The organism is Agrococcus sp. BE272, from assembly GCF_031457935.1.
Classification (GTDB): Bacteria; Actinomycetota; Actinomycetes; order Actinomycetales; family Microbacteriaceae; genus Agrococcus; species Agrococcus sediminis.
Map to the genome: position 1 here is coordinate 950,979 of NZ_JAVDXL010000001.1, position 20,529 is coordinate 971,507.

Here is a 20,529-nt window from a genome sequence, read left to right on the forward strand (position 1 = left end):
GTTGGGGGATATGGGTGCCATGATCTGGCCATGCGCTTCCTGCTCCGCGTGATCTTCACCGCCGTGGCGATCTGGCTCGTGACCCTCTTCGTGCCGGGCATCGAGATCGTGCCGTTCGGCGGCCAGTGGTGGCACCTCGCGGTGACGACGCTCGGCGTGGCGCTCGTGTTCGCGCTCGTGAACGCCACGATCGGCAACCTGATCCGCATCGTCGCGTTCCCGCTCTACATCCTCACGATCGGCATCGTGGCGCTCTTCGTGAACGCGTTCCTGCTGATGATCGTGCACTGGCTGTCGCAGCTCGTCGGCTACGGGATCGACGTCGAGAACTTCTGGTGGGGCATGCTCGCGGCGGTCTGCATCGCCTTCCTCACCTGGCTGATCACGATCGTGACGCGGCCGATCTTCGGCAAGGAGCGTCCTCGCGAGAGGTGAGCCCGGAGCGCTCAGCCTCGCGCAGCTCACTCGCGGTGCACGTGCACCCCGTATCCCGCGACCGGCGTGCCGCCCTCGGTGACCGTGCGCATCCGCTCGGTCCAGCGCGCGACCACGACGTCGTCGCGCGCGGCCCGGTGGAGCGTCTCGACGTACTCGTCCTGCGAGTGGCGGGCGGCGAAGCCCGTGCCGTGGCCGCCGGCGCTCTCGACGAGGATCTGCGGCGGGCCGCCGCCGTCGGCGAGGCCGTCGGCCGCGGGGGTCGGGTCGCCCGCGTGCGCGACCGCGAGCACCGCGACCTCGGGCGGGATCTCGGCGGTCGCCGACGGGGCGCCGATGAGCAGCGCCGACTCGACGTCGAAGCGGCCCGACGCGGCGACGTTCGCGACCGCGGCGCCGCCCTGCGAGTAGCCGAACAGGTCGACCGGGTCGTCGGGCGCGACGCCCGCGGCCACCATGGCCTCGGCCACCGCGGCGTCGGAGCCGACGAGCAGGTGCGGGGTCGAGGCGGCGTTCTCGACGTTCGCCGGCCCGTCGAGGCCCGTCGCCGGGTCGGTGCCGAAGGTCTCGGTGCCGCGCACGAACACCTGGAACCGGCGCGAGCCGTCGGGCATCCGCAGCTCGTGCACGACGACCTGCTGCTCCTGGTCGCGGATGATCGCCATCGCCTGCCCCGGCGACGAGACCGGCCGCACGGGCGGCTGCACCGGGGTGACGGCGCCCGCCCGCACCGGCGACAGCCCGCCGCCCACCCGGAGGCCGAGCGCGGCGCCGGCGGCGAGCAGCGCGAGCTGCTCATCCTGCCCGATCGCCGACTCGAGCCGCGCCGCGACCGGCAGCGGCACGCCGAGGAACCCCGCGAGCGCCTCGTCGGTCGACTCCATCGCAAGTCCGAGCGCGCCGACGAAGCCGGGCTGCGCGAGCAGCGCCTCGCTCGAGCGAGCCCAGAACGACGCCGCCTGCGCCATGAGCTGCTCGACCGAGACGCCCGCGGCCTCCGCGTGGGCGAGCAGCGCCGCAGCGTGCTGCGGATGCGTCGCCGCGAGCCGGGCGGCGAGCGGCACGGCGACGAGGCCGATCGCGAGCGCCGCGCTCGCGCCCACCGCGAGCAGCGGCATCCACGCCGCCGCTGAGCCGACCGCCCCGGCCACGAGGCCCCGCACGGCGACGCCGCCGCCCCACGCGACCCCGCCCGCGAGCTCCTCGACGAGCCGCAGCACCGCATCCGACGCGAGCTCGTAGGCGCGGCCGGCGAGCATCGTGTCGTCGTGCAGGCGGTCGAGCTCGACGACGAGCGCCTGCGCGGCCGCCGCCCGGTCGTCGATGGCGGCGGCGCAGTCGCGGAGCGCCGCCACCCTGATGCCGGGGGCCGACACGTGCCCGAGGGGCGGCGCGGCGTGCAGCGCGCGCACCGCGTCGCGCATGCGCCAGGCCGCGTCGCGCAGCTGCGCGCACGCGGCGCCCGTGACGCTCGGGTCCCACGCGACCTCGATGCCGGCCTTCGGCAGCGGCGCGACGGCGGGCGCGGCGCCCCAGCCCGGGCCGCCGAACGATCCGCCCCCGCCCTCGTGGCCGCCGAAGGCGCCGCCGCCCGCGACCGGCCCGCCGAAGGCGCCACCGCCGCCGTCGCGCGGCTCGCCCCGGCCGCCGCTCACATCGCCCCCTCGATCGCGAGCGCGAGCACGCGCAGCTCGTGCTCCTCCGCCGAGAGCCGGTCGCGCAGCGCGAGCCCGCGCGCGTCGAACGCCTCGCGCGCGGGACCGAGCCACGCCTCCTGCCCGCGCAGCACCACGAGCGCCGCGGCGTCGTCGAGCAGCCGGCCGGCGCGCTGCACCGCCGCGATCGCCGCCCGCGCCTCCCCGGCCGCCTTCGCGCGCATGGCCGCCGCAGCCGCATCCGTCATCGTCATGGGCCCACCTCCGAGCCGCACCGTCGCATCCGCCGGCCCGCGCCCGCTGCTCCGGTCGACGCCCCTGTGGACAGCGCGGCCGGCGTCCGCCCCCGCGGCGCCCCGGGTTTGCCACAATGGGGCCTGTGACCATCGACCGGGAGTTCGCCGATGCGACCCGCTTCCGGGTCTGCTTCGTGTGCACCGGCAACATCTGCCGCTCGCCGATGGCGGCGACGGTCTTCGAGCAGCTCGCAAAGCGCCGCGGCGTCGCCGAGCGGCTGCTGGTCGCGAGCGCCGGCATCAGCGAGTACCACGTGGGCGAGACCGCCGACCCGCGCACGCTCGCGGCGCTCAGCGACGCCGGCTACGACGCCGTCGCGCACCGCGCCAAGCAGTTCAAGGCCAAGTGGCTCGACTCGTTCGACCTCGTGATCGCCTTCGACCGCGGCCAGGAGCGCGCGCTGCGCTCGCTCGCCCGCACCGACGAGCAGCACTTCAAGATCCGGCTGCTGCTGTCGTTCGACCCCGACGCCACCGGGCCCGACGTGCCCGACCCCTACTACTCGGAGGACGCGTTCTTCGGCACCGTCCTGCGCCAGATCGAGACCGCCGTCGGCAGGCTGTTCCGCCAGATCCAGCCCGCCATGCGCCCCTGAAGGAGCCCCATGTCGCTGCCCGCCCAGCCCCTCTCCCCCCTCGACGGCCGCTACCAGCGGCAGGTCGGGGCGCTCGCCGAGCACCTGTCGGAGGCGGGCCTCAACCGCGCCCGCGTGCACGTCGAGGTCGAGTGGCTGCTCTGGGTCGCCGAGCACCGGCTCTTCGGTGCGAGCCCCGTCGACGCCGAGGACGCGGATGCGCTGCGGCAGTGGGCGGCCGCGTTCGGCCAGGACGAGGTCGACTGGCTCGCCGGCAAGGAGGCCGTCACGCGGCACGACGTGAAGGCGGTCGAGTACCTCGTGCGCGAGCGGCTCTCGGAGCAGGGCCTCGAGCGGCTCTCGGAGGCGGTGCACATCGCCTGCACGAGCGAGGACATCAACAACCTCTCCTACGCCCTCACGATCCGCACCGCCGTGCAGGACGTCTGGATGCCGGCGCTGCGCGCCGTCATCGACCGGCTGCGCGAGCTCGCCGTCGAGCAGCGCGACCGCGCCATGCTGTCGCTCACGCACGGCCAGCCCGCGACGCCGACGACGCTCGGCAAGGAGCTCGCGGTCGTCGCCTGGCGCCTCGAGCGGCAGGCGAGGCGGATCGAGCAGGTCGAGGTGCTCGGCAAGTTCGCCGGCGCCACGGGCACCTTCTCCGCCCACGTCGCGGCCGAGCCCGACGCCGACTGGCCGGCCACCGCATCCGCCTTCGTCGAGCACCTCGGGCTCACCTGGAACCCGCTCACGACCCAGATCGAGTCGCACGACTGGCAGGCCGAGCTCTTCGGCGCCATCTCGCACGCCGGGCGCATCCTGCACAACCTCGCCACCGACGTGTGGACCTACATCATGCTCGGCGCGTTCACGCAGATCCCGGTCGCCGGCGCCACCGGCTCGTCGACGATGCCGCACAAGATCAACCCGATCCGCTTCGAGAACGCCGAGGCCAACCTCGAGATCGCCTCGGCCATGCTCGAGTCGCTCTCGGCGACGCTCGTCACGAGCCGCCTGCAGCGCGACCTCACCGACTCGTCGACGCAGCGCAACATCGGCGTCGCGCTCGGGCACTCGCTGCTCGCGCTCGACAACCTGCGCCGCGGCCTCGGCGAGATCGCCGTCTCGGACGCCGCGCTCGACGCCGCGCTCGAGGGCAACTGGGAGGTGCTCGCCGAGGCGATCCAGACGGTCATCCGCGCCGAGGTGCTCGCGGGCAGATCGTCGATCGACGACCCCTACGCGCAGCTCAAGGAGCTCACCCGCGGGCAGCGCGTCGGCCAGGCCGAGCTCATCGCGTTCGTCGACGGGCTCGACATCTCGGATGCCGCCAAGGAGCGGCTGCGGGGCCTCACGCCCCACGCCTACACGGGCGTCGCGAGCGCCCTCGTCGACCGCCTGCCGTAGGCCCGCGCCGCCCGCGCTGGCCGCGCGCGAGGGCGCCGCGTGCCAGGCTGGAGGCATGCGAGCGACCATCCTGCATGCCCCTGGAGACATCCGCGTCGAGGAGTGGGCCGACCCCGCGCTCGAGCGGCCGACCGACGCGATCGTGCGCGTCGTCGCCGGCTGCGTGTGCGGCTCCGACCTGTGGCCCTACCGCGGCGCGAATGAGGTGCCCGAGCCCCGCACGATCGGCCACGAGGCGATCGGCGTCGTCGAGGCGATCGGCCCCGACGTCGCGCGCGTGCGCGTCGGCGACTTCGTCATCGTGCCCTTCGACCACTGCTGCGGCCGCTGCGTGCACTGCCTCGCCGGCCAGACGCAGGGCTGCGTCGAGCTCGCGATGACAGGCAGCGGCCAGGCCGAGCTGACGCGCGTGACGAACGCCGACGCCACGTGCTTCGTGCTCGACGAGGCGCCCGCGCCCGAGCAGCACGCGGCGGTGCTCGCCCTCAGCGACGTGCTGCCGACCGGCTACCACGCGGCCGTCTCGGCCGGCGTCGTGCCCGGCTCGACCGCGGTCGTCGTCGGCGACGGCGCCGTCGGCCTGTGCGGCGTGCTCTCGGCGAAGCGCCTCGGCGCCGAGCGCATCATCGCCCTCTCGCGCAACCCCGAGCGGCAGCGCATCGCCACCGAATTCGGCGCGACCGACCTCGTGGCCGAGCGCGGCGACGAGGCCGTCGAGGCGGTGCGCGAGCTCACCGACGGGGTGGGGGCGGATGCGGTGCTCGAGTGCGTGGGCACCGAGCAGTCGATGCTCACGGCGTTCGGCGCCGCCCGCCCCGGCGCCACGGTCGGCTTCGTCGGCGTGCCGCACGGCGTGCAGATCCCCTGGCCGACGGCGTTCCGCGGCAACATCGGGCTCCGCGGCGGCATGGCGCCGGTCGTGCGCTACCTGCCCGAGCTCGTGCCGGCCGTGCTCGCGGGCGACCTCGACGCATCCGCCGTCTTCGACCTCGAGCTGCCGCTCGACGAGGCCGCCGAGGCCTACCGGGCGATGGACGAGCGGCGTGCGGTCAAGGTGCTGCTGCGCCCCTGAGGCCTGCCATCGCGCCACACGCCCGACGCGACGCGGCCCGCCCCGGCGAGGTGCCGGTGCGGGCCGCAGGCGTTGATGCGAGGGATCAGAACACGGCGGGCGTGCGCACCGGCTCCGACGCGAGCGACGTGCGGGGCTCGTCGATGGGGGTCAGTCCCGCCTCGACGCGTGCGCCGAGGCCCGCGTCGACGCTCTTCCAGTACTGAATGGCGCGGGCGCGGATCTCGGGCACGCGCGTCTTGCCGACGTGGCCGACGATGTTCGCCACGAGCCGCTCGCGCTCCGGGTCGGTGAGCACCTCGCGCACGAGCGTGCCGGCCTGGCCGAAGTCGTCGTCCTCCGGGTGGAGGGTGGCGGCGGCGCGGATCAGCTCCCCGTCGCTCTGCCACCCGCGGTCGTCACCGGCCGCAGCCGCATCCGCCGCCGGTCCGCCGAACGAGTTCGGCGCGTACACGGGCGCCGAGGCCGGGCGGAAGCCGTGGCGCATCGAGCCCTCCTTGTCGTAGGAGTGCACCTCGGTCGCCCGCGCCGCGTTCACCGGCAGCTCGGCATGGTTGACGCCGATGCGGTAGCGGTGCGCGTCGGCGTAGCTGAAGATGCGCGCCTGCAGCATCTTGTCGGGGCTCGCCGCGATGCCGGGCACGAAGTGGGCGGGGCTGAACGCCGCCTGCTCGATCTCGGCGAAGTAGTTCTCGGGGTTGCGGTCGAGCGTCATGCGGCCCACCTCGATGAGCGGGTAGTCGCCGTGCGGCCACACCTTCGTCAGGTCGAAGGGGTTGAAGCGGTAGTTCGCGGCGTCGGCGTACGGCATGACCTGCACCGAGAGCGTCCAGGACGGGAAGTCGCCTTCCTCGATCGCCGAGTAGAGGTCGCGGATGTGGTGGTCGGCGTCGCTGCCGGCGAGCTCGTCGGCCTCCGCCTGCGGCAGGAACGCGTTGCCCTGGTCGGTCTTGAAGTGGTACTTGACCCAGAAGCGCTCGCCGTCGGCGTTGATCCACTGGTAGGTGTGCGAGCCGAAGCCGTCCATGTGGCGCCAGCTCTTCGGCAGGCCGCGGTCGCCCATGAGCCACGTCACCTGGTGCGCCGACTCGGGGCTCAGGGTCCAGAAGTCCCACTGCATGTCGTTGTCGCGCAGGTGCGAGCCCGGCAGGCGCTTCTGCGAGTGGATGAAGTCGGGGAACTTGATGCCGTCCTTGATGAAGAAGACGGGGGTGTTGTTGCCGACGAGGTCGTAGTTGCCCTCGGTCGTGTAGAACTTCAGCGCGAAGCCGCGGGGGTCGCGCCACGTGTCGGGGCTGCCCTGCTCGCCGGCGACGGTCGAGAAGCGGGCGAGCATCTCGGTCTCCACGCCGGGCTGGAAGAGCGCGGCGCGCGTGTAGGCGCTCACGTCGTTGGTGGTGACGAACCGGCCGTAGGCGCCGCCGCCCTTGGCGTGCACCACGCGCTCCGGCACGCGCTCCCGGTTGAAGTGGGCGAGCTTCTCGACCAGGTAGTGGTCGGTGAGCGCGATCGCGCCGTCGGCGCCGACGCTCTGCGAGTGCGCGTCGCTCGCGATCGGGGTGCCGACGCTGTTCGTGGTGGGTGTCGTCATGCTTCCTCTTCCGTTGCGTGTCGTGGTCTGGTCTGGGTGCGCGCGGGCGTGCGGGCGCGGTCGCGCCGTCGGCGGTGCGGATGGGCGACGGTGCCCGCGTCGTCGGGTGCGGCCCCGACGGGGCCGGTCAGGCGGCGTCCGCCTCCCGGCCGCTGCAGTCGGCGCAGACGCCGACGAACGTCACCTCCGCCGCCTGCACGGTGAAGCCGGGCGGGGCGTCGGCGTGCAGGCAGGGGGCCTCGCCGATGACGCAGTCGACGTCCTCGACGCGGCCGCAGCGCGCGCACAGCGCGTGGTGGTGGTTGTCGTCGACGCGGCGCTCGTAGCGGGCGGGCGAGCGCTCCGGCTCGAAGCGGCGCAGGAGCCCGGCGGCGGTGAGGTCGCCGAGCACGTTGTGCACCGACTGCACCGAGGTGTCGTGGCCGGCGGCCTCGAGCGCGCGGTGCACGCTCTCGGCGTCGGCGTGCGGCATGCGCTCGAGCACGTCGAGCACCGCGAGCCGCCCCTGCGTGACGCGGAGGCCCCGCTCGCGGAGCAGCTCGGCGTCGGTCTCGGTCACGCTCCCCACCCTAGCCACAATCGTGAACCGCTCAAAACAGCGGCGCGCCTCCGCGCGGCGGCCGCGTACCGCGCGCCGCGAGCACCGACTGGGGCGGCTGCGCCCGAGCGGGGCCGGCGCGCCCGCCCCAGTCGGGCGCAGCGGCCCCAGTCGCGGCAGCTGGGCCGCCAGCAGCGGTCGCGTCAGGCGCCGGTCGCGACCGGGCGGCCCGAGTCGGCGCGGCCCCACGCCGACCACGAGCCGTCGTAGACGGCCACCGCTCGGCCGGCGAGCGTCGCGGCGAGCGCGATGACGGCGGCCGTCACGCCCGAGCCGCAGCTCGCGACGATCGGCCGCTCCCCCGCCGCAGCCCGCAGCCGCTCGGCGAGCTGCTCCGGGGGCAGCATGCGGCCGCCCGGGGCGAGCGTCGCGTAGTGCAGCGATCGGGCGCCCGGCATGTGGCCGGCGCGCACGCCCGCGCGCGGGTCGGGCTCGTCGCCCGAGAACCGGCTCGGCGAGCGCGCGTCGAGCACCGCGGCCCCGCCCGACGCGAGCGCGGTCGCGACGGCGTCCGCGTCGACGAGCGCCGACGCATCCCACCGCACGACGACGTCGCCGTCGCGGCCGGTCGACGCCGCGACCGGGGCGAGCGGATGCCCCGCCTCGGCCCAGGCGGGCAGGCCCCCGTCGAGCACGGCCGCGTCGAGGCCGGCGGCCCGCAGCATCCACCAGGCGCGGGCGCTCGAGAACAGCCCGGCCGCGTCGTAGGCGACGACCCGGTCGCCCGCGCGCACCCCGATCGCGCGGAGCGCGCGCTCGAAGTCGGCCGGCGCGGGCATGTCGTGCACGCCCACCGGGCCGAGCCCATCCGACTCGTCGTGGCGCGAGAAGGCGCCCTCGAGGTCGAAGCGCACGGCGCCCGGGATGCCCTCGGTCGGCAGCGGGTCGCCGGACCCCGGCGGCGCCATGCTCGCGTCGACCACGACGAGGCCGTCGTCGCGCAGGTGCTCGGCCAGCCAGTCGACGTCCACGAGATCGCGCATGCGCTCCAGCCTGCCAGGCCGCGTCAGCGCTGCTCGTCGGGGAACGCCGTGATGATCTGGCCGGAGCCGAGGCCGACGCCGACCGTGACCATCCAGGAGCGCTGCACCTCGCCGCCCTCCACGTGCTCGACGAGCACGTCGTAGTTGACGATGTCGTCGCGGTACTCCTCGACGCGCGTCGGCTGCTCGAGCGCGCGGTCGATCGCGAACCACGCGACGTCCTCCCACTCGGCGCCGATGAGCGCCGCGAGCTCGTCGAAGTCGCCCGTGTGGCCGTCGGCGATGTGCCGCCAGCCCGCGCCGTCGGCGTTGCCGCACGTCATGCGCGCCTCGCCCGCGCGCACGTCGAGCTCGGGCCAAGCGGCCCGGTCGAACAGCTCGAGCGTCTCGCGCCCCGACTCGCCCTCGCACTCGCCGTCGGGGTCGACGTCGTCGGCGACGGGGTCGAACACCCGCCCCTCGGCCGTCAGGTGCGGGCCGTCCGGTGCGGATGCGTCGCCGGGCGTGCCGCTCCCGGTCGCGGTCGGCTGCGGCGCAGGCCCGAGGGCCGACATCGAGCAGCCCGCGAGCGCGAGCGCGAGCGCCGCGAGGGCGCCCGCGCCGACGGGCGCTGCGCGCCTCACCGCTCGAAGCCCTCGCGCTTGTCGAGGTCGGCCGCCGAGCGGCCCTTCGGCTTGATCGCGAGCATCAGCGTCGCCGTGATGAGGAGCGTGCCGATGAAGCCGACGCCCCCGAACACGAGCGCGAGCACGACGTCGCGCACCGACAGCAGGATGACGAGTCCCACGAACGCGCCCGCGACGGCGGCGAACGCCAGGTACTCGAAGGGCTTCAGCTGCTGCCGCCGCGTGGGCTGGATGGGTCCGTCGTCGTGCTGCTGCTGCTCGCTCATGCCTCGCTCCGCTCGCTCGTGGTGCGCGCCGGGCGTGCGGAGAGCGCCGCGAGCGCGTGGTAGACGCCGACGATGACGGCGTAGGCGCCGAGCATGCCGGTGAGGGTGACGGCGTCGCGCACGAAGGCGAACACCAGCCCCAGGATGATCGTGAGCACGCCGACGGCGCGCCAGTCGTGCACGAGCCGCAGCGTGCGCTGGTCGGTCTCGCCCCGCATCCGCCACCAGCCGCGCAGCTCCAGCGCGCCGGTGACGAGCGCCCACGCCGCGACCAGCAGGCCGAGCGATGTCTCGGTGGGCGCGGCGAGCGCGAGCACCACCGCGACGACGGCGACGAGCGCCGACCACGCGGCGGCCGGCACCGGCCAGCGAGCCGCGCCCGCGGGCACGAGCGCGCGGCCGAGCCACAGCGCCGCGGCGGTGCCGCCGGCCAGCACGGCGAGCGTCAGGAGCCCGACGAGCGGCGAGTGCAGCGGGATGAAGGGCAGCGGCAGGCCGACGACGAGGGCCGGCACTGCGCGCATCGCAGGGAGGTGCCACGGAAGCAGCCTCTGCGAGGTGCTCGATTGGGCGGTCACGGCTCTCCTCACGGTTCCCCCCGATCCTATCGCCGGTGCGGCACGCGGCCCGGCGCCGGAGCGCGGCGGCCGGACCGCCCCGGGCGGGCGCCGCCGCGGCTAGCCTGGCCGCATGACCCTCGAGCGCCACCGCCCCTTCATCGAAGACCTCTACCGCGAGCTGCACGCGCACCCCGAGCTGTCGCTGCGCGAGCACCGCACCGCGGCACGCATGGCTGAGCTGCTGCGCGAGGCGGGCTACGAGACGCACGAGCAGGTCGGCGAGTCGACCGGCGTCGTCGGCATCCTCCGCCGCGGCGAGGGCCCGACGGTGCTGCTGCGCGCCGACATGGACGGCCTGCCGGTGACCGAGGTCGAGCAGGTGCCCTACCGCTCGACCGAGACCGACGACTGGGAGGGCCAGCGGGTGGGCGTCATGCACGCGTGCGGCCACGACACCCACATGGCGTCGCTGCAGGGGGCCCTGCGCGTGCTCGCCGAGCAGGACGACTGGTCGGGCACGATCGTCGCCGTCTTCCAGCCCGCGGAGGAGCTCATCACCGGCGCGCTCACGATGCAGGAAGGGCTGCGCGAGCTGCTGCCCGACGGCATCGACATCGCGCTCGGCCAGCACGTCTTCCCGGGCGCCGCCGGCGAGGTCTTCACGGCGCCCGGCCCCGTGATGGCCGGCAGCGACCACGTCATCGTCACCGTGCACGGCCGCGGCGGCCACGGATCGCAGCCGGAGAAGACGATCGACCCGATCGTGCTCGCCGCCTCGATGGTCGTGCGCCTGCAGACGATCGTGTCGCGCGAGGTCGCGCCGTCCGACCGCGCGGTCGTCACGGTCGGCACGTTCCACGCCGGCACGAAGCAGAACATCATCCCCGAGCACGCGCGCTTCGAGATCAACATCCGCACCTTCGAGCAGCCCGTGCGCGACAAGGTGCTCGCCGCGATCGAGCGCATCGTGCAGGGCGAGGCGCAGGCCGCCGGCGCGCCGCCCGCGACGATCGAGGCGGGCCCCGCGGCACCCCTGACCATCAACGACGACGCGGCGGCGGCGAAGCTCGGCGCCGCGTTCGACGCGGAGTTCGGCGAGCAGCACCTGCCCCAGGAGCCCGTGCTCGGCTCCGAGGACTTCAGCGACCTCCCCGCGACGTGGGGCGCGCCCTACGTCTACTGGGTCTACGGCGGCTTCGACCCCGAGACGGTCGCCTCGGCACGGGAGCGCGGCACCTTCGACGTCGACGTGCCCTCGAACCACTCGCCGAACTTCATCCCCGTGATGCAGCCGACGCTCGACACGGCGACCCGCGCGATGGTCACGGCAGCCCGCACGTTCCTCGGCTGAGCCGGGCCCGGGGCGCCGGGAATATCTGATATCCGACGGGGCGTTGGCCCAGACGGCGCAGCATCGCGCCGCACCCTGATCCACGTCCCGAGGAGACCCATGTCCCAGCGCCCCCAGGTCGGCATCATCGTCGGCAGCACCCGTCCCGTCCGCGTCGGTCGCCCGGTCGCCGACGAGATCGCGACGCTCATCGAGGCCGCGGGCGGCGACGCCGTCATGCTCGACCTGGCCGAGATCGCGCTGCCGCTGCTTGACGAGGCGCTGCCGCCGGCCTCCGGCGTGCGCAGCCAGCCGCACTCGGTCGCCTGGGCCGAGCGCATCGACGCGCTCGACGGCGTCGTGTTTCTCACCCCCGACTACAACAGCGGCTACCCGGCGGCGCTCAAGAACGCGATCGACTACCTGAAGGCCGAGTGGGTCGACCTGCCCGCCGTCGTCGTCTCCTACGGCTGGTCGGGCGGCGCCTCGGCCGCCGCGCAGCTCACCGCCGTGCTCTCCTACATCGGCCTCGACCTGCAGGGCGAGGGCGTGCGGATGCCGTTCCAGCCGACCGACTTCGACGACGCGATGCGCATGGTCGACGCGAGCGCGTTCGTCGCCCGCTCCGCCGAGCCGCTCCGCGCGGCCGTCGCGCAGCTGGTCGAGGTCTCGGCGCAGGCGGAGCGCACCGCGGCCTGACATCCGCCCGTCCGTCATGTGCGGGCGGGCCCGCCGCCACTGCCTAGGCTGAGTGCATGATCGCCGTCATCACCGCATTCTCGGACGACCCGGCGCGCCTCGAGCTGCGCCCCCGCCACCGCGAGCTGCTGCAGGGCCTGCACGAGCGCGGCCTGCTCGCCGCCGCCGGCCCCTTCGAGGACCAGTCGGGCGCGCTGCTGCTCTTCCACTCGGACGACGTCGACGAGGTCAAGGCGGCCCTCGCCGAGGACCCGTACTACGAGGCGCCGGGCGTGCGGGTCGTGACGATCCAGCCGTGGACCGTGGTCGCCGGCAGCCTCTGAGCCGCAGCCCGCAGAGGGCAGCCGTCAGCGGCGCACGCCCAGCCGCGACAGCACGCGATCGGCGAGCGGCTTGCCGCCCGTCTGGCAGGTCGCGCAGTACTCGAAGGTGCTGTCGGCATAGATGACCTGCCGCACGGTGTCGCCGCACACGGGGCACGCCTCGCCCTTGCGGCCATGCACGCGCAAGCCCTGCCGCTTCTCGGCCTTGAGCGACGAGGCCGTGACGCCGCGCGCCCGCTCGACCGCCTCGCCGAGCACCTGCTGCAGCGCCTCGTAGAGGCGGTGCACGTCGTCGGCCGGCATCGACGCCGGGTGGAACGGCGACATGCGCGCCGCGTGCAGGATCTCGTCGGAGTAGGCGTTGCCGATGCCGGCGATGCGGCGCTGGTCGCGCAGGACGCCCTTGATCTGGGCACGGCCGGCATGCGCGAGGATGCCGGCGAAGCGCTCCTCGGTGAACGCCGGATCCAGCGGCTCGGGACCGAGCGTCGCGATCGAGAGCACCTGGTCGGGGTGCGCGACGACGTGGATGGCGAGCCGCTTCTGCGTCGCCTGCTCGGTGATGTCGACGCCGTCGCCGCCCGCGCCCTCGTCGCCCTCGCGCCGCTCGAGCACGATGCGGGCGGCGAGCGGGCCCCGGCCGCGCCCCGCGGTCGGGCTCGGCGCCGCGTCGCGCCACCGCACCCATCCGGACCGCGCGAGGTGCACGACGAGGTGCAGCCCGCTGTCGACCGAGAGCACGAGGTGCTTGCCCCGGCGGCCGACGGCGGTGAAGGCCGTGCCGTGCAGCGCGTCGACGGGCGGGTCGAAGGTCTTGAGCGCGGCGATCGACGGCACGTCGACGCGGCGGATCGTGCGGCCGATCAGGCGCTCGCCCAGATCGGCCGCCAGGGCCTCGACCTCCGGCAGCTCCGGCATGCATCCATCCTGCACGCCACGACTGACAGCGCGACGAGCGGATCGACTACTGGCTCTTCAGCTTCAGCAGGCGAGCCTGCCCCTCCTCGCGCACCTCGACGAGCGCGCCGCGCGCGCCGATGAAGTCCGAGAAGGAGCGGTGGCCGAGCGACTTCTCGTTGAAGACCGGGTCCATGCGCTTCATCTGCTCCTTGACGACGTTGGCGTGCAGCCACTCGTCGTCGCCCTTCTGGTGCAGGATGCGCAGGGCGCGCTCGAGGAGGCCGGTCGCGGCGTCGCCGCGCTGCTCGGGCGTCATCGCGACCTCGTCCTGCGCCTGGGCGACCGACTCGCTCGTCGCGCGACGGCGGCGACGGGCCGGCGGCTGCTCGGGCGCGGCGACGGCCTCCGCCTCGGCCTGGATCTGCTTCGCCTCGGCGGGCGTGGGCTCCGGCGCATCCGGCTCGCCCTCGGGCTCGTCGAGCACGACCGGCTCGATGCCGGGCAGCGCGTCGTAGTCGGCGAACTCGTCGCACGCGGCGGCGAGCGACTTCGAGGTGCTGCCGGCGACGCCGATGCCGACCATGTAGCGACCGAGCCGCTTCGTGCGCTGCGCGAGCGCGATGTAGTCGCTGTCGCCGGCGACGACGACGACGTGGGTGATGTTGTCGAGGCGGAAGAGATCCTCGACCACGTCGATCGAGAGGCGGATGTCGGCGCCGTTCTTGAGCGAGCGGGTGGTCGGGAACATCTGCACGAGGTCGACCGCGCGCGCGAGCAGCTGGTCGCGGTAGGCGGCGTGCGCGGGCACCGACCAGTCGGCGTAGGCGCGGCTCAGCACGATCGATCCGTAGCTGGAGGCGTAGTCGATGATGGCGCCGAGGTCGACGGTGGCCTGCGAGAAGCGCGTGCGCGCCTTCGACTCGCGGCCGTCGGCGGGCAGCGTGCGCACGCGATCGGTGTGGAAGGCGCCGCGGCCGTGGAGCTGGTCGTAGCGGGAGATGAGGATGTTGTCGAAGTCGATGTAGACGGCGACACGCGCCTCGGAGTCGGTGGGCATGGCCCCAGTCTGGCAGGCGCCCGCCCGCAGCACCGCTGGCGGCCCCGGTGTACGCTCGGGCGCGCAGCGCGGCTCGGCGGATGCGCGCGTGCGCACGGCGACGACGGAAGGCCCTCGTGAAGCTCCTCCTCACCTCCTCGGGCATCAGCAACCCGAGCATCGCGGCGGCGCTCGAGGCGCTGCTCGGCAAGCCCGTCTCGGAGTCGACGGCGCTCCTCATCCCCACCGCCGTGCATCCGTTCCCCGGTGGCGGGTCGATGGCGTGGGAGGCGATCCGCGGCGAGGCCGACAGCCCGCTCGCGAACCTCGGGTGGAAGTCGGTGGGGGTCCTCGAGCTCACCGCGCTCCCCACGATCCGCGACGAGAGCTGGGTGCCCGCGGTGCGCGAGGCCGACGCGCTGCTCGTCTGGGGCGGCGACGTGCTCTACCTCTGCCACTGGATGCGGAGGTCGGGGCTCGCCGATCTGCTGCCGTCGCTGACCGACGCCGTCTACGTCGGCGTGAGCGCGGGCAGCATCGCGGTGACCGCGCGCAACTGCGACGCCGAGTTCGACCTCGAGTTCGTGCCCGACGGCAGCGACATGGCCTCGGAGGCCGATCGGACCCTCGGGCTCGTCGACTTCGCGCTCTACCCGCACCTCGACCGCCCGGGCATGGAGGACGCGGCGCTCGCCAGCATCGAGCGCTGGGCGGCGGGCATCCCGGAGCCGACCTACGCCATCGACGACGAGACGGCCATCGCCGTGGTCGACGGCGATGTCGAGGTCGTCTCCGAGGGCAGCTGGCGGCTCATCACGCCCTGAATCATCACGCACTGCATCATCACGCCCTGAGCGGGTCGTCCTCCCGCAGGAACGCCGCGGCGATCTCGCGCCGGTGCACGCCGAGCACCCACCACGTGCCGAGCCCCGCGACCGTGGCGAGCGCACCGCCGAACACCATCGCGCTCGGCAGGTCGACGAGCGACGCCACCACGCCGCCGCTCACCGAGCCGAGCGGGATGCTGCCCCAGAGCACGGTGCGGTAGGCGCCCTGCACCCGCCCGAAGAGCGCATCCGGGATGAGCACCTGCCGCACCGACATGACCTGCACGTTGAAGGCGCTCACCGCGAGCGCGCCGAGCGGCCACAGGACGAGCGTCACCCAGAGGGTCGGCCAGAGCCCGATGCCCACGAGCGTCGCGCCGCACAGCGTGCCGCTCACGCCCATCGCGGCCGTGCGGCCGAGCAGGCGGGTGAGCGCCGGCGACAGCAGCGCGCCGAGCACGGCGCCCACGCCCATCGCGGCGAGCAGCAGGCCGAAGGCGGCCTCGTCGATGCCGAGCACGTCGAGGGCGAAGAGCACGGCGATGCCGTTCGCGACCGAGTTGCCGAAGGCGCCGAGCCCCGTCACCCACACGAGCTGCCGCAGGATGCGGTGGTGCAGCAGCCAGCCGAGTCCCTCGCGGATGTCGGCGGCGAGGGTCGTCGGCGCGCCGCGCTCGGGCGCGAACGAGCCGCGCACCGTCACGACGAGCGTCGCGGCGACGACGTACATCGCGATGGCGGCGCCGAGCGGCAGCACCGCCGCCAGAGCGAACAGCAGCGCGCCGAGCGGAGCGCCGAGGAACAGGTTGCTCACCGACTCGGCGGTCGACAGCAGCGAGTTGCCCCGCTCGAGCTGGTCGCGGCGCACCGCGCGCGGCAGCAGCGCTCGCGCCGCGTTGTCGTAGACCGTCTCGGCCACGCCGAGCAGGAAGGCGGCGACGTAGAGGACGCCGATGCTCGCCCAGCCCGTCGCGAGCGCGACCGCGAGCCCCAGCAGGATCGCGGCGCGGGCGAGGTTGGCCCCCTGCATCGCGCGGCGCCGGTCGATGCGGTCGACGAGCGCGCCCGCGGGGATCGCGAACAGCAGCCAGGGCAGGAACGCGAGCGATGCCACGAGCGACACGAGCAGCGGATCCCGGGTGAGGCTCGCCGCCACGAGCGGCAGCGCCGCCTGCAGCATGCCGTCGGCGAGGTTCGAGCCGGTCGACGAGGCGAACAGGCGCCAGAAGCCGGTGCCGAGCCGGCGCGGCCCGGCTGCTCCATCGGTGGTCACGATCCCCGAGTCTGCCCTGTCGGCGGGCGGCGGATGCGCGCCGCCGACACGCCCGGGACCTGCCCGCGGGTTGCGTGGCCGGCCCGGGCACGGCATCGTGGCCGACTCGCCAACGGAGAGGAGCAGCCATGCTCACCCTGACCGACAACGCCCAGGCCGTCATCAACGGCATCGTCGCGAACGCCGAGGCAGCCCCGACCGGCGGCATCCGCATCTCGCAGGACCTCGAGGGCGCCGGCCTCAACGTGACCGTCGCTCCCGCGCCCGAGGCCGACGACCAGGTCGTCGAGGCTGCCGGCGCGAAGGTCTTCCTCGACCCGTCGGCTGCCGTCACGCTCGACGACAAGGTGCTCGACGCATCCGCGGCCCCCGACGGCCGCGTCGACTTCGCGGTCGGCCAGCAGGGCTGACCGCAGCCAGACGAGGAAGGGCCCGGCCGATCGGTCGGGCCCTTCCCCGTGCTCAGCCCTCGACGGGCGGCGGCTCCTGCGGGGCGCCGTACGGGCTGCCGCCGAACGGCGTGCCGCCCGGCGGCATCGCCGGCGCGCCGCCCTCGCCCGCGCCCATGCCGGGCGCGATGTCGACGAAGCGGGCCAGGTGGCCGTGGAAGGCGACCGGGATCGTCTTGGTGGGGCCGCCGCGGTGCTTGGCGACGATGATGTCGGCCTCGCCGGGGCGGATGTCGCGGTCGTAGGCGTCCTCGCGGTGCAGCAGCATCACGATGTCGGCGTCCTGCTCGATCGAGCCCGACTCGCGGAGGTCGCTGATCGCGGGCTTCTTGTCGCCGCGCTGCTCAGGGCCTCGGTTGAGCTGCGAGAGCGCGATGACCGGCACCTGCAGCTCCTTCGCGAGCAGCTTGAGCGAGCGCGAGAACTCCGAGACCTCCTGCTGGCGCGACTCGACCTTCTTGCCGCTCGTCATGAGCTGCAGGTAGTCGACGACCACCATCTTGAGGCCCGCCTGCTGCTTGAGCCGGCGGCACTTCGCCCGGATCTCGACGAGCGTCAGGTTGGGGCTGTCGTCGATGTAGAGCGGCGCGTCGTTGATGCGGCCGCGCACCTGCGCGAGCGTGGTCCAGTCGCGGCCCTCGATCGCGCCCTTGCGGAGCTTCTGCAGCAGGATGCTCGACTCGGCCGAGAGCAGCTTCATCGCGATCTCGGTGCGGCCCATCTCGAGCGAGAAGAAGACCGAGGGCAGGTCGTTCTTGATCGAGCACGAGCGCACGAGGTCCATCGCGAGCGTCGACTTGCCGAGGCCCGGTCGGGCGGCGACGACGATGAGCTGGCCCGGGTGGAGGCCGTTCGTGAGCTCGTCGAGCTCGCGGAAGCCGGTCGGCACGCCGGTCATGACGCCGTCGAGGCCCTTCGCGGCCTCGATCTCCTCGATCGCCGACTCGACGGCGAGGCTGAGCGGCACGTAGTCCTCGGACTGGTCCTCGCCCATCACCGAGTAGATCTCGGCCTGCGCGTGGTTGACGAGGTCGGTGACCTCGCCCTCCGACGCGTAGCCCATCTGCACGATGCGCGTGCCGGCCTCGACGAGCCGCCGCAGCACGGCCTTCTCGGCGACGATCTCGGCGTAGTAGCCGGCGTTGGCAGCGGTCGGCACCATCGAGGTGAGCGAGTGCAGGTACTGCACGCCGCCCGCGCGCGAGAGCATCGCGGTCTTCGTCAGCTCGTCGGCGACGGTGATGACGTCGGTGGGCTCGCCGCGCGAGTAGAGGGAGAGGATCGCCTCGTAGACGATCTCGTGCTTCGGCTGGTAGAAGTCGTTGCCCCGCACGGTCTCGAGGCAGTCGGCGACGGCGTCCTTCGACAGCAGCATGCCGCCGATGGCCGACTGCTCGGCGAGCATGTCGTGCGGCGGGGTGCGCTCGCTGTAGCGGCTCTCGTCGAGCCCGATCTCCGCCAGATCCGTCACGCGTCCCCCTTCGCTGTCGACGATGCCGCAGGCGACCCACACCGCGCGGGAGGGGAGCCTTCCACAGGCTAGGAGCGCTGCCGCGCGAGGGCGAATCGCTCTGTGGACAGGCTTGTGGAGAGCTGGGGACAACGCCGGGTGACGCGCCGACGCGCGCCGGTCCCACCTGTGCACAGATCTGTGGAATCGAACGCGGGATCGCCGTCCAAACCGCCTCTGACCGGGCATTTCCGTTTCCACACCCCGTGGGGAGAAGCGTGTGTTAAGTACACGTTGAGACTTTGCGTCGCGGGCTCGATTTGACACGCGTCCGGCCCGTCGCAGAACGACCGAGGGCCCGCATCCGTGATGGATGCGGGCCCTCGGCAGCGTGCGGTCGCTACTTGGCAGCGACCACGCGGACCGTGATCTGGGCGACGATGTCGTCGCGCAGACGAGCCGTCGCCTGGTGGTCCCCCACCGCGCGGATCGGCGTCGGGATCTCGATGACGCGCTTGTCGACGGAGCCGTGACCGGCTGCCTCGACGGCGTCGGCGATGTCCTTCGTCTGGATCGAGCCGAACAGGCGGCCCTCGGTGCCGGCCTTGACCTTCACCGTGACGGGGTTCGCCTCGAGGCGGGCGCGGAGGTCCTGCGCCTCCTCGATCGTGGCGTGCTCGCGTGCGACGCGGGCGGCCTTGATCTGCTCGACCTGCTTCTCGCCGCCGCGCGACCACGCGACAGCCAGGCCCTGGGGCACGAGGTAGTTGCGGGCGAACCCGTTCTTCACCTCGACGACATCACCAGCGGAGCCGAGGCCGGAGACCTCGTTCGTGAGAATCAGCTTTGCCATGGTTCAGCCCCCTCAGCGTCCGGCGCCCGAGTAGGGCAGGAGCGCCATCTCGCGCGCGTTCTTGATCGCCTTGGCGATCAGGCGCTGCTCCTGCACCGACACGCCGGTGATGCGACGGGCGCGGATCTTGCCGCGCTCCGAGATGAACTTCTTGAGCGTCGCGACGTCCTTCCAGTCGATGACGCCGACCCTGATCGCCTTCGCGGGGGCGAGGTTCTTGCCGCCCTTCGGGCCCCGCGGCTTGCGGTTCTGCGGCTTGCCAGCCATTGTTCCTTCTTTCGTGCTCGGGACTGCCGTCCCGGGAGTGCATAGGTGGGCGAGAGGCCTTAGAAGGGCGTCTCGTCGTTGTAGGAGGTGCCGGGCGCTCCCCAGACGTCGCCGCCCGACTGCTGCGCGGCCGGCTGGCCCCACGGCTCGTCGGCGGCCTGCTGGGGCTGGCCGAAGCCGCCGCCCTGGCCGACCTGGCCCTGCCCGCCGCCGGAGCTGCGGCCAGCGCCGCCGCCCGTCGTGCGGGTGACCTGCGCGGTCGCGTAGCGGAGCGAGGGGCCGATCTCGTCGACCTCGAGCTCGATGACGGTGCGCTTCTCGCCCTGCTGCGTCTCGAACGAGCGCTGCTTCAGGCGACCCTGCGCGATGACGCGCGAGCCCTTCGACAGGCTCTGCGACACGTGCTCGGCGAACTCGCGCCACACCGACGCGCGGAGGAACAGCGCCTCGCCGTCCTTCCACTCGTTCGCCTGGCGGTCGAACGTGCGGGGGGTCGACGCGATCGTGAAGTTCGCCACCGCGAGACCGTTCTGCGTGTAGCGCAGCTCCGGGTCGGCAGTCAGGTTGCCGACGACCGTGATGATCGTCTCGCCAGCCATGACTACTCGGCCTCGACCTCTGCGGCGGGCGCAGCGGGCTCGGCAGCGGGGGCCTTGGCGGCCTTCGCGGCCTTGGCCTCGGCGTGGCGCTTGGAGGCGCCGGTCTGCGTGACGGCCTCCTCGGCGCGGAGGACCTTCGTGCGCATGACGGCCTCGGACAGCTTCAGCTGTCGGTCCAGCTCGTTCGTGGAGGCCGACTCGGCCGTGAAGTTCACGACGGCGTAGATGCCCTCGGTCTTCTTGTCGATCTCGTAGGCCAGGCGGCGACGGCCCCAGATGTCGACGCTCTCGATCGTGCCGCCATCGTTGCGGATCACGCCCAGGAACTTGTCGAGCGACGGGGCGACAGTGCGCTCGTCCACCTCCGGGTCGAGAATCACCATCAGCTCGTACTGCTGCATGCTTCACCCACCTCCTTCGGACTAGAACGGCTGCAGACGGTCTGCAGCAGGAGGG

24 protein-coding genes and 1 pseudogene are annotated in these 20,529 nt (G+C 73.6%); 9 read left to right on the forward strand and 16 right to left on the reverse strand.

What is annotated here, in order from left to right:
• Nucleotides 1-30: 30 nt before the first annotated feature.
• Nucleotides 31-435 (forward strand): phage holin family protein, encoded by a 405-nt coding sequence (locus tag J2X49_RS04610; protein WP_146354559.1) that lies wholly within the window; start codon nucleotides 31-33, stop codon nucleotides 433-435.
• A 26-nt stretch (nucleotides 436-461) separates the two neighbouring features.
• Here J2X49_RS04610 and J2X49_RS04615 read toward each other — a convergent pair whose 3' ends face one another.
• Nucleotides 462-2,090, reverse strand: a complete 1,629-nt coding sequence (locus J2X49_RS04615; RefSeq protein ID WP_310123117.1) for a hypothetical protein — start codon at nucleotides 2,088-2,090, stop codon at nucleotides 462-464.
• Nucleotides 2,087-2,344, reverse strand: a complete 258-nt coding sequence (locus J2X49_RS04620; RefSeq protein WP_310123119.1) for a hypothetical protein — start codon at nucleotides 2,342-2,344, stop codon at nucleotides 2,087-2,089. The genes J2X49_RS04615 and J2X49_RS04620 overlap by 4 nt, the downstream gene beginning before the upstream one ends.
• 125 nt (nucleotides 2,345-2,469) lie before the next feature.
• On the opposite strand from J2X49_RS04620, the gene J2X49_RS04625 reads away from it, so the two are divergent.
• The 3 genes from J2X49_RS04625 to J2X49_RS04635 are packed head-to-tail and all read left to right on the forward strand — an operon-like array spanning nucleotide 2,470 to nucleotide 5,443.
• Nucleotides 2,470-2,982, forward strand: coding sequence for a low molecular weight protein-tyrosine-phosphatase (locus tag J2X49_RS04625; RefSeq protein WP_310123122.1), 513 nt, complete (start codon nucleotides 2,470-2,472; stop codon nucleotides 2,980-2,982).
• A 9-nt stretch (nucleotides 2,983-2,991) separates the two neighbouring features.
• Complete coding sequence (gene purB, locus J2X49_RS04630; RefSeq protein ID WP_310123126.1) at nucleotides 2,992-4,371, forward strand: adenylosuccinate lyase; 1,380 nt, start codon at nucleotides 2,992-2,994, stop codon at nucleotides 4,369-4,371.
• Nucleotides 4,372-4,426: 55 nt separating this feature from the next.
• Nucleotides 4,427-5,443 carry a zinc-binding dehydrogenase gene (locus tag J2X49_RS04635; RefSeq protein WP_310123130.1) on the forward strand — a complete coding sequence of 339 codons (1,017 nt, stop codon included), beginning with the start codon at nucleotides 4,427-4,429 and terminating at the stop codon, nucleotides 5,441-5,443.
• Nucleotides 5,444-5,528: 85 nt separating this feature from the next.
• On the opposite strand, the gene J2X49_RS04640 is transcribed toward J2X49_RS04635, so the two are convergent.
• The 6 genes from J2X49_RS04640 to J2X49_RS04665 form a co-directional block, all read right to left on the reverse strand.
• Complete coding sequence (locus J2X49_RS04640; protein WP_310123131.1) at nucleotides 5,529-7,034, reverse strand: catalase; 1,506 nt, start codon at nucleotides 7,032-7,034, stop codon at nucleotides 5,529-5,531.
• Between the two features lie 127 nt (nucleotides 7,035-7,161).
• Complete coding sequence (locus J2X49_RS04645) at nucleotides 7,162-7,593, reverse strand: Fur family transcriptional regulator (RefSeq protein ID WP_146354573.1); 432 nt, start codon at nucleotides 7,591-7,593, stop codon at nucleotides 7,162-7,164.
• Nucleotides 7,594-7,775: 182 nt separating this feature from the next.
• Nucleotides 7,776-8,615 (reverse strand): sulfurtransferase, encoded by an 840-nt coding sequence (locus tag J2X49_RS04650; protein WP_310123133.1) that lies wholly within the window; start codon nucleotides 8,613-8,615, stop codon nucleotides 7,776-7,778.
• Between the two features lie 23 nt (nucleotides 8,616-8,638).
• Nucleotides 8,639-9,238: a hypothetical protein gene (locus J2X49_RS04655; protein WP_310123134.1), complete on the reverse strand. Its 600-nt coding sequence runs from the start codon at nucleotides 9,236-9,238 to the stop codon at nucleotides 8,639-8,641.
• The gene (locus J2X49_RS04660; protein WP_128190465.1) at nucleotides 9,235-9,507 is read right to left on the reverse strand and encodes an ABC transporter ATP-binding protein; all 273 of its coding nucleotides are present in this window, start codon (nucleotides 9,505-9,507) and stop codon (nucleotides 9,235-9,237) included. Before J2X49_RS04660 ends, J2X49_RS04655 begins: the two co-directional genes overlap by 4 nt.
• Nucleotides 9,504-10,031, reverse strand: a complete 528-nt coding sequence (locus J2X49_RS04665; protein ID WP_146354583.1) for a hypothetical protein — start codon at nucleotides 10,029-10,031, stop codon at nucleotides 9,504-9,506. The genes J2X49_RS04660 and J2X49_RS04665 overlap by 4 nt, the downstream gene beginning before the upstream one ends.
• Before the next feature lie 166 nt (nucleotides 10,032-10,197).
• Here J2X49_RS04665 and J2X49_RS04670 point away from each other — a divergent pair, with 166 nt between their 5' ends.
• The 3 genes from J2X49_RS04670 to J2X49_RS04680 all read left to right on the forward strand — a co-directional run bounded on the left by J2X49_RS04670 (nucleotide 10,198) and on the right by J2X49_RS04680 (nucleotide 12,419).
• Nucleotides 10,198-11,418, forward strand: coding sequence for an amidohydrolase (locus tag J2X49_RS04670; protein WP_310123140.1), 1,221 nt, complete (start codon nucleotides 10,198-10,200; stop codon nucleotides 11,416-11,418).
• Between the two features lie 99 nt (nucleotides 11,419-11,517).
• Nucleotides 11,518-12,096 carry an NADPH-dependent FMN reductase gene (locus J2X49_RS04675; RefSeq protein ID WP_310123142.1) on the forward strand — a complete coding sequence of 193 codons (579 nt, stop codon included), beginning with the start codon at nucleotides 11,518-11,520 and terminating at the stop codon, nucleotides 12,094-12,096.
• Between the two features lie 56 nt (nucleotides 12,097-12,152).
• Nucleotides 12,153-12,419 carry a YciI family protein gene (locus J2X49_RS04680; RefSeq protein WP_310123145.1) on the forward strand — a complete coding sequence of 89 codons (267 nt, stop codon included), beginning with the start codon at nucleotides 12,153-12,155 and terminating at the stop codon, nucleotides 12,417-12,419.
• Nucleotides 12,420-12,443: 24 nt separating this feature from the next.
• Here the strand turns inward: J2X49_RS04680 and J2X49_RS04685 are convergent, their stop codons facing one another.
• Entirely contained in the window at nucleotides 12,444-13,337 is an 894-nt protein-coding gene (locus tag J2X49_RS04685) for a DNA-formamidopyrimidine glycosylase family protein (protein ID WP_310123147.1), read from the reverse strand.
• A 46-nt stretch (nucleotides 13,338-13,383) separates the two neighbouring features.
• Nucleotides 13,384-14,376, reverse strand: coding sequence for an NYN domain-containing protein (locus tag J2X49_RS04690; protein WP_128190471.1), 993 nt, complete (start codon nucleotides 14,374-14,376; stop codon nucleotides 13,384-13,386).
• 116 nt (nucleotides 14,377-14,492) lie between these two features.
• Between J2X49_RS04690 and J2X49_RS04695 the strand changes: the two genes are divergently transcribed.
• Entirely contained in the window at nucleotides 14,493-15,179 is a 687-nt protein-coding gene (locus J2X49_RS04695; protein ID WP_310123150.1) for a Type 1 glutamine amidotransferase-like domain-containing protein, read from the forward strand.
• Nucleotides 15,180-15,198: 19 nt separating this feature from the next.
• Here the strand turns inward: J2X49_RS04695 and J2X49_RS04700 are convergent, their stop codons facing one another.
• Nucleotides 15,199-16,455, reverse strand: a complete 1,257-nt coding sequence (locus tag J2X49_RS04700; protein ID WP_310123152.1) for an MFS transporter — start codon at nucleotides 16,453-16,455, stop codon at nucleotides 15,199-15,201.
• A gap of 128 nt (nucleotides 16,456-16,583) precedes the next feature.
• Here J2X49_RS04700 and J2X49_RS04705 point away from each other — a divergent pair, with 128 nt between their 5' ends.
• On the forward strand, nucleotides 16,584-16,865 hold the full coding sequence (locus tag J2X49_RS04705) for a Fe-S cluster assembly protein HesB (RefSeq protein WP_128189654.1): 282 nt from the start codon (nucleotides 16,584-16,586) through the stop codon (nucleotides 16,863-16,865).
• Between the two features lie 160 nt (nucleotides 16,866-17,025).
• Here J2X49_RS04705 and dnaB read toward each other — a convergent pair.
• The 5 genes and pseudogenes from dnaB to rpsF all read right to left on the reverse strand — a co-directional run.
• Nucleotides 17,026-18,309, reverse strand: a pseudogene (dnaB, locus tag J2X49_RS04710) (replicative DNA helicase); the annotation flags it as partial.
• 445 nt (nucleotides 18,310-18,754) lie between these two features.
• Nucleotides 18,755-19,207 (reverse strand): 50S ribosomal protein L9, encoded by a 453-nt coding sequence (gene rplI / locus J2X49_RS04715; RefSeq protein ID WP_128189653.1) that lies wholly within the window; start codon nucleotides 19,205-19,207, stop codon nucleotides 18,755-18,757.
• 12 nt (nucleotides 19,208-19,219) lie between these two features.
• Nucleotides 19,220-19,474, reverse strand: a complete 255-nt coding sequence (rpsR, locus tag J2X49_RS04720) for a 30S ribosomal protein S18 (protein WP_128189652.1) — start codon at nucleotides 19,472-19,474, stop codon at nucleotides 19,220-19,222.
• Nucleotides 19,475-19,533: 59 nt separating this feature from the next.
• Entirely contained in the window at nucleotides 19,534-20,073 is a 540-nt protein-coding gene (locus J2X49_RS04725) for a single-stranded DNA-binding protein (protein ID WP_128189651.1), read from the reverse strand.
• A gap of 2 nt (nucleotides 20,074-20,075) precedes the next feature.
• Nucleotides 20,076-20,474, reverse strand: a complete 399-nt coding sequence (gene rpsF, locus J2X49_RS04730; protein ID WP_128189650.1) for a 30S ribosomal protein S6 — start codon at nucleotides 20,472-20,474, stop codon at nucleotides 20,076-20,078.
• Nucleotides 20,475-20,529: the final 55 nt, after the last annotated feature.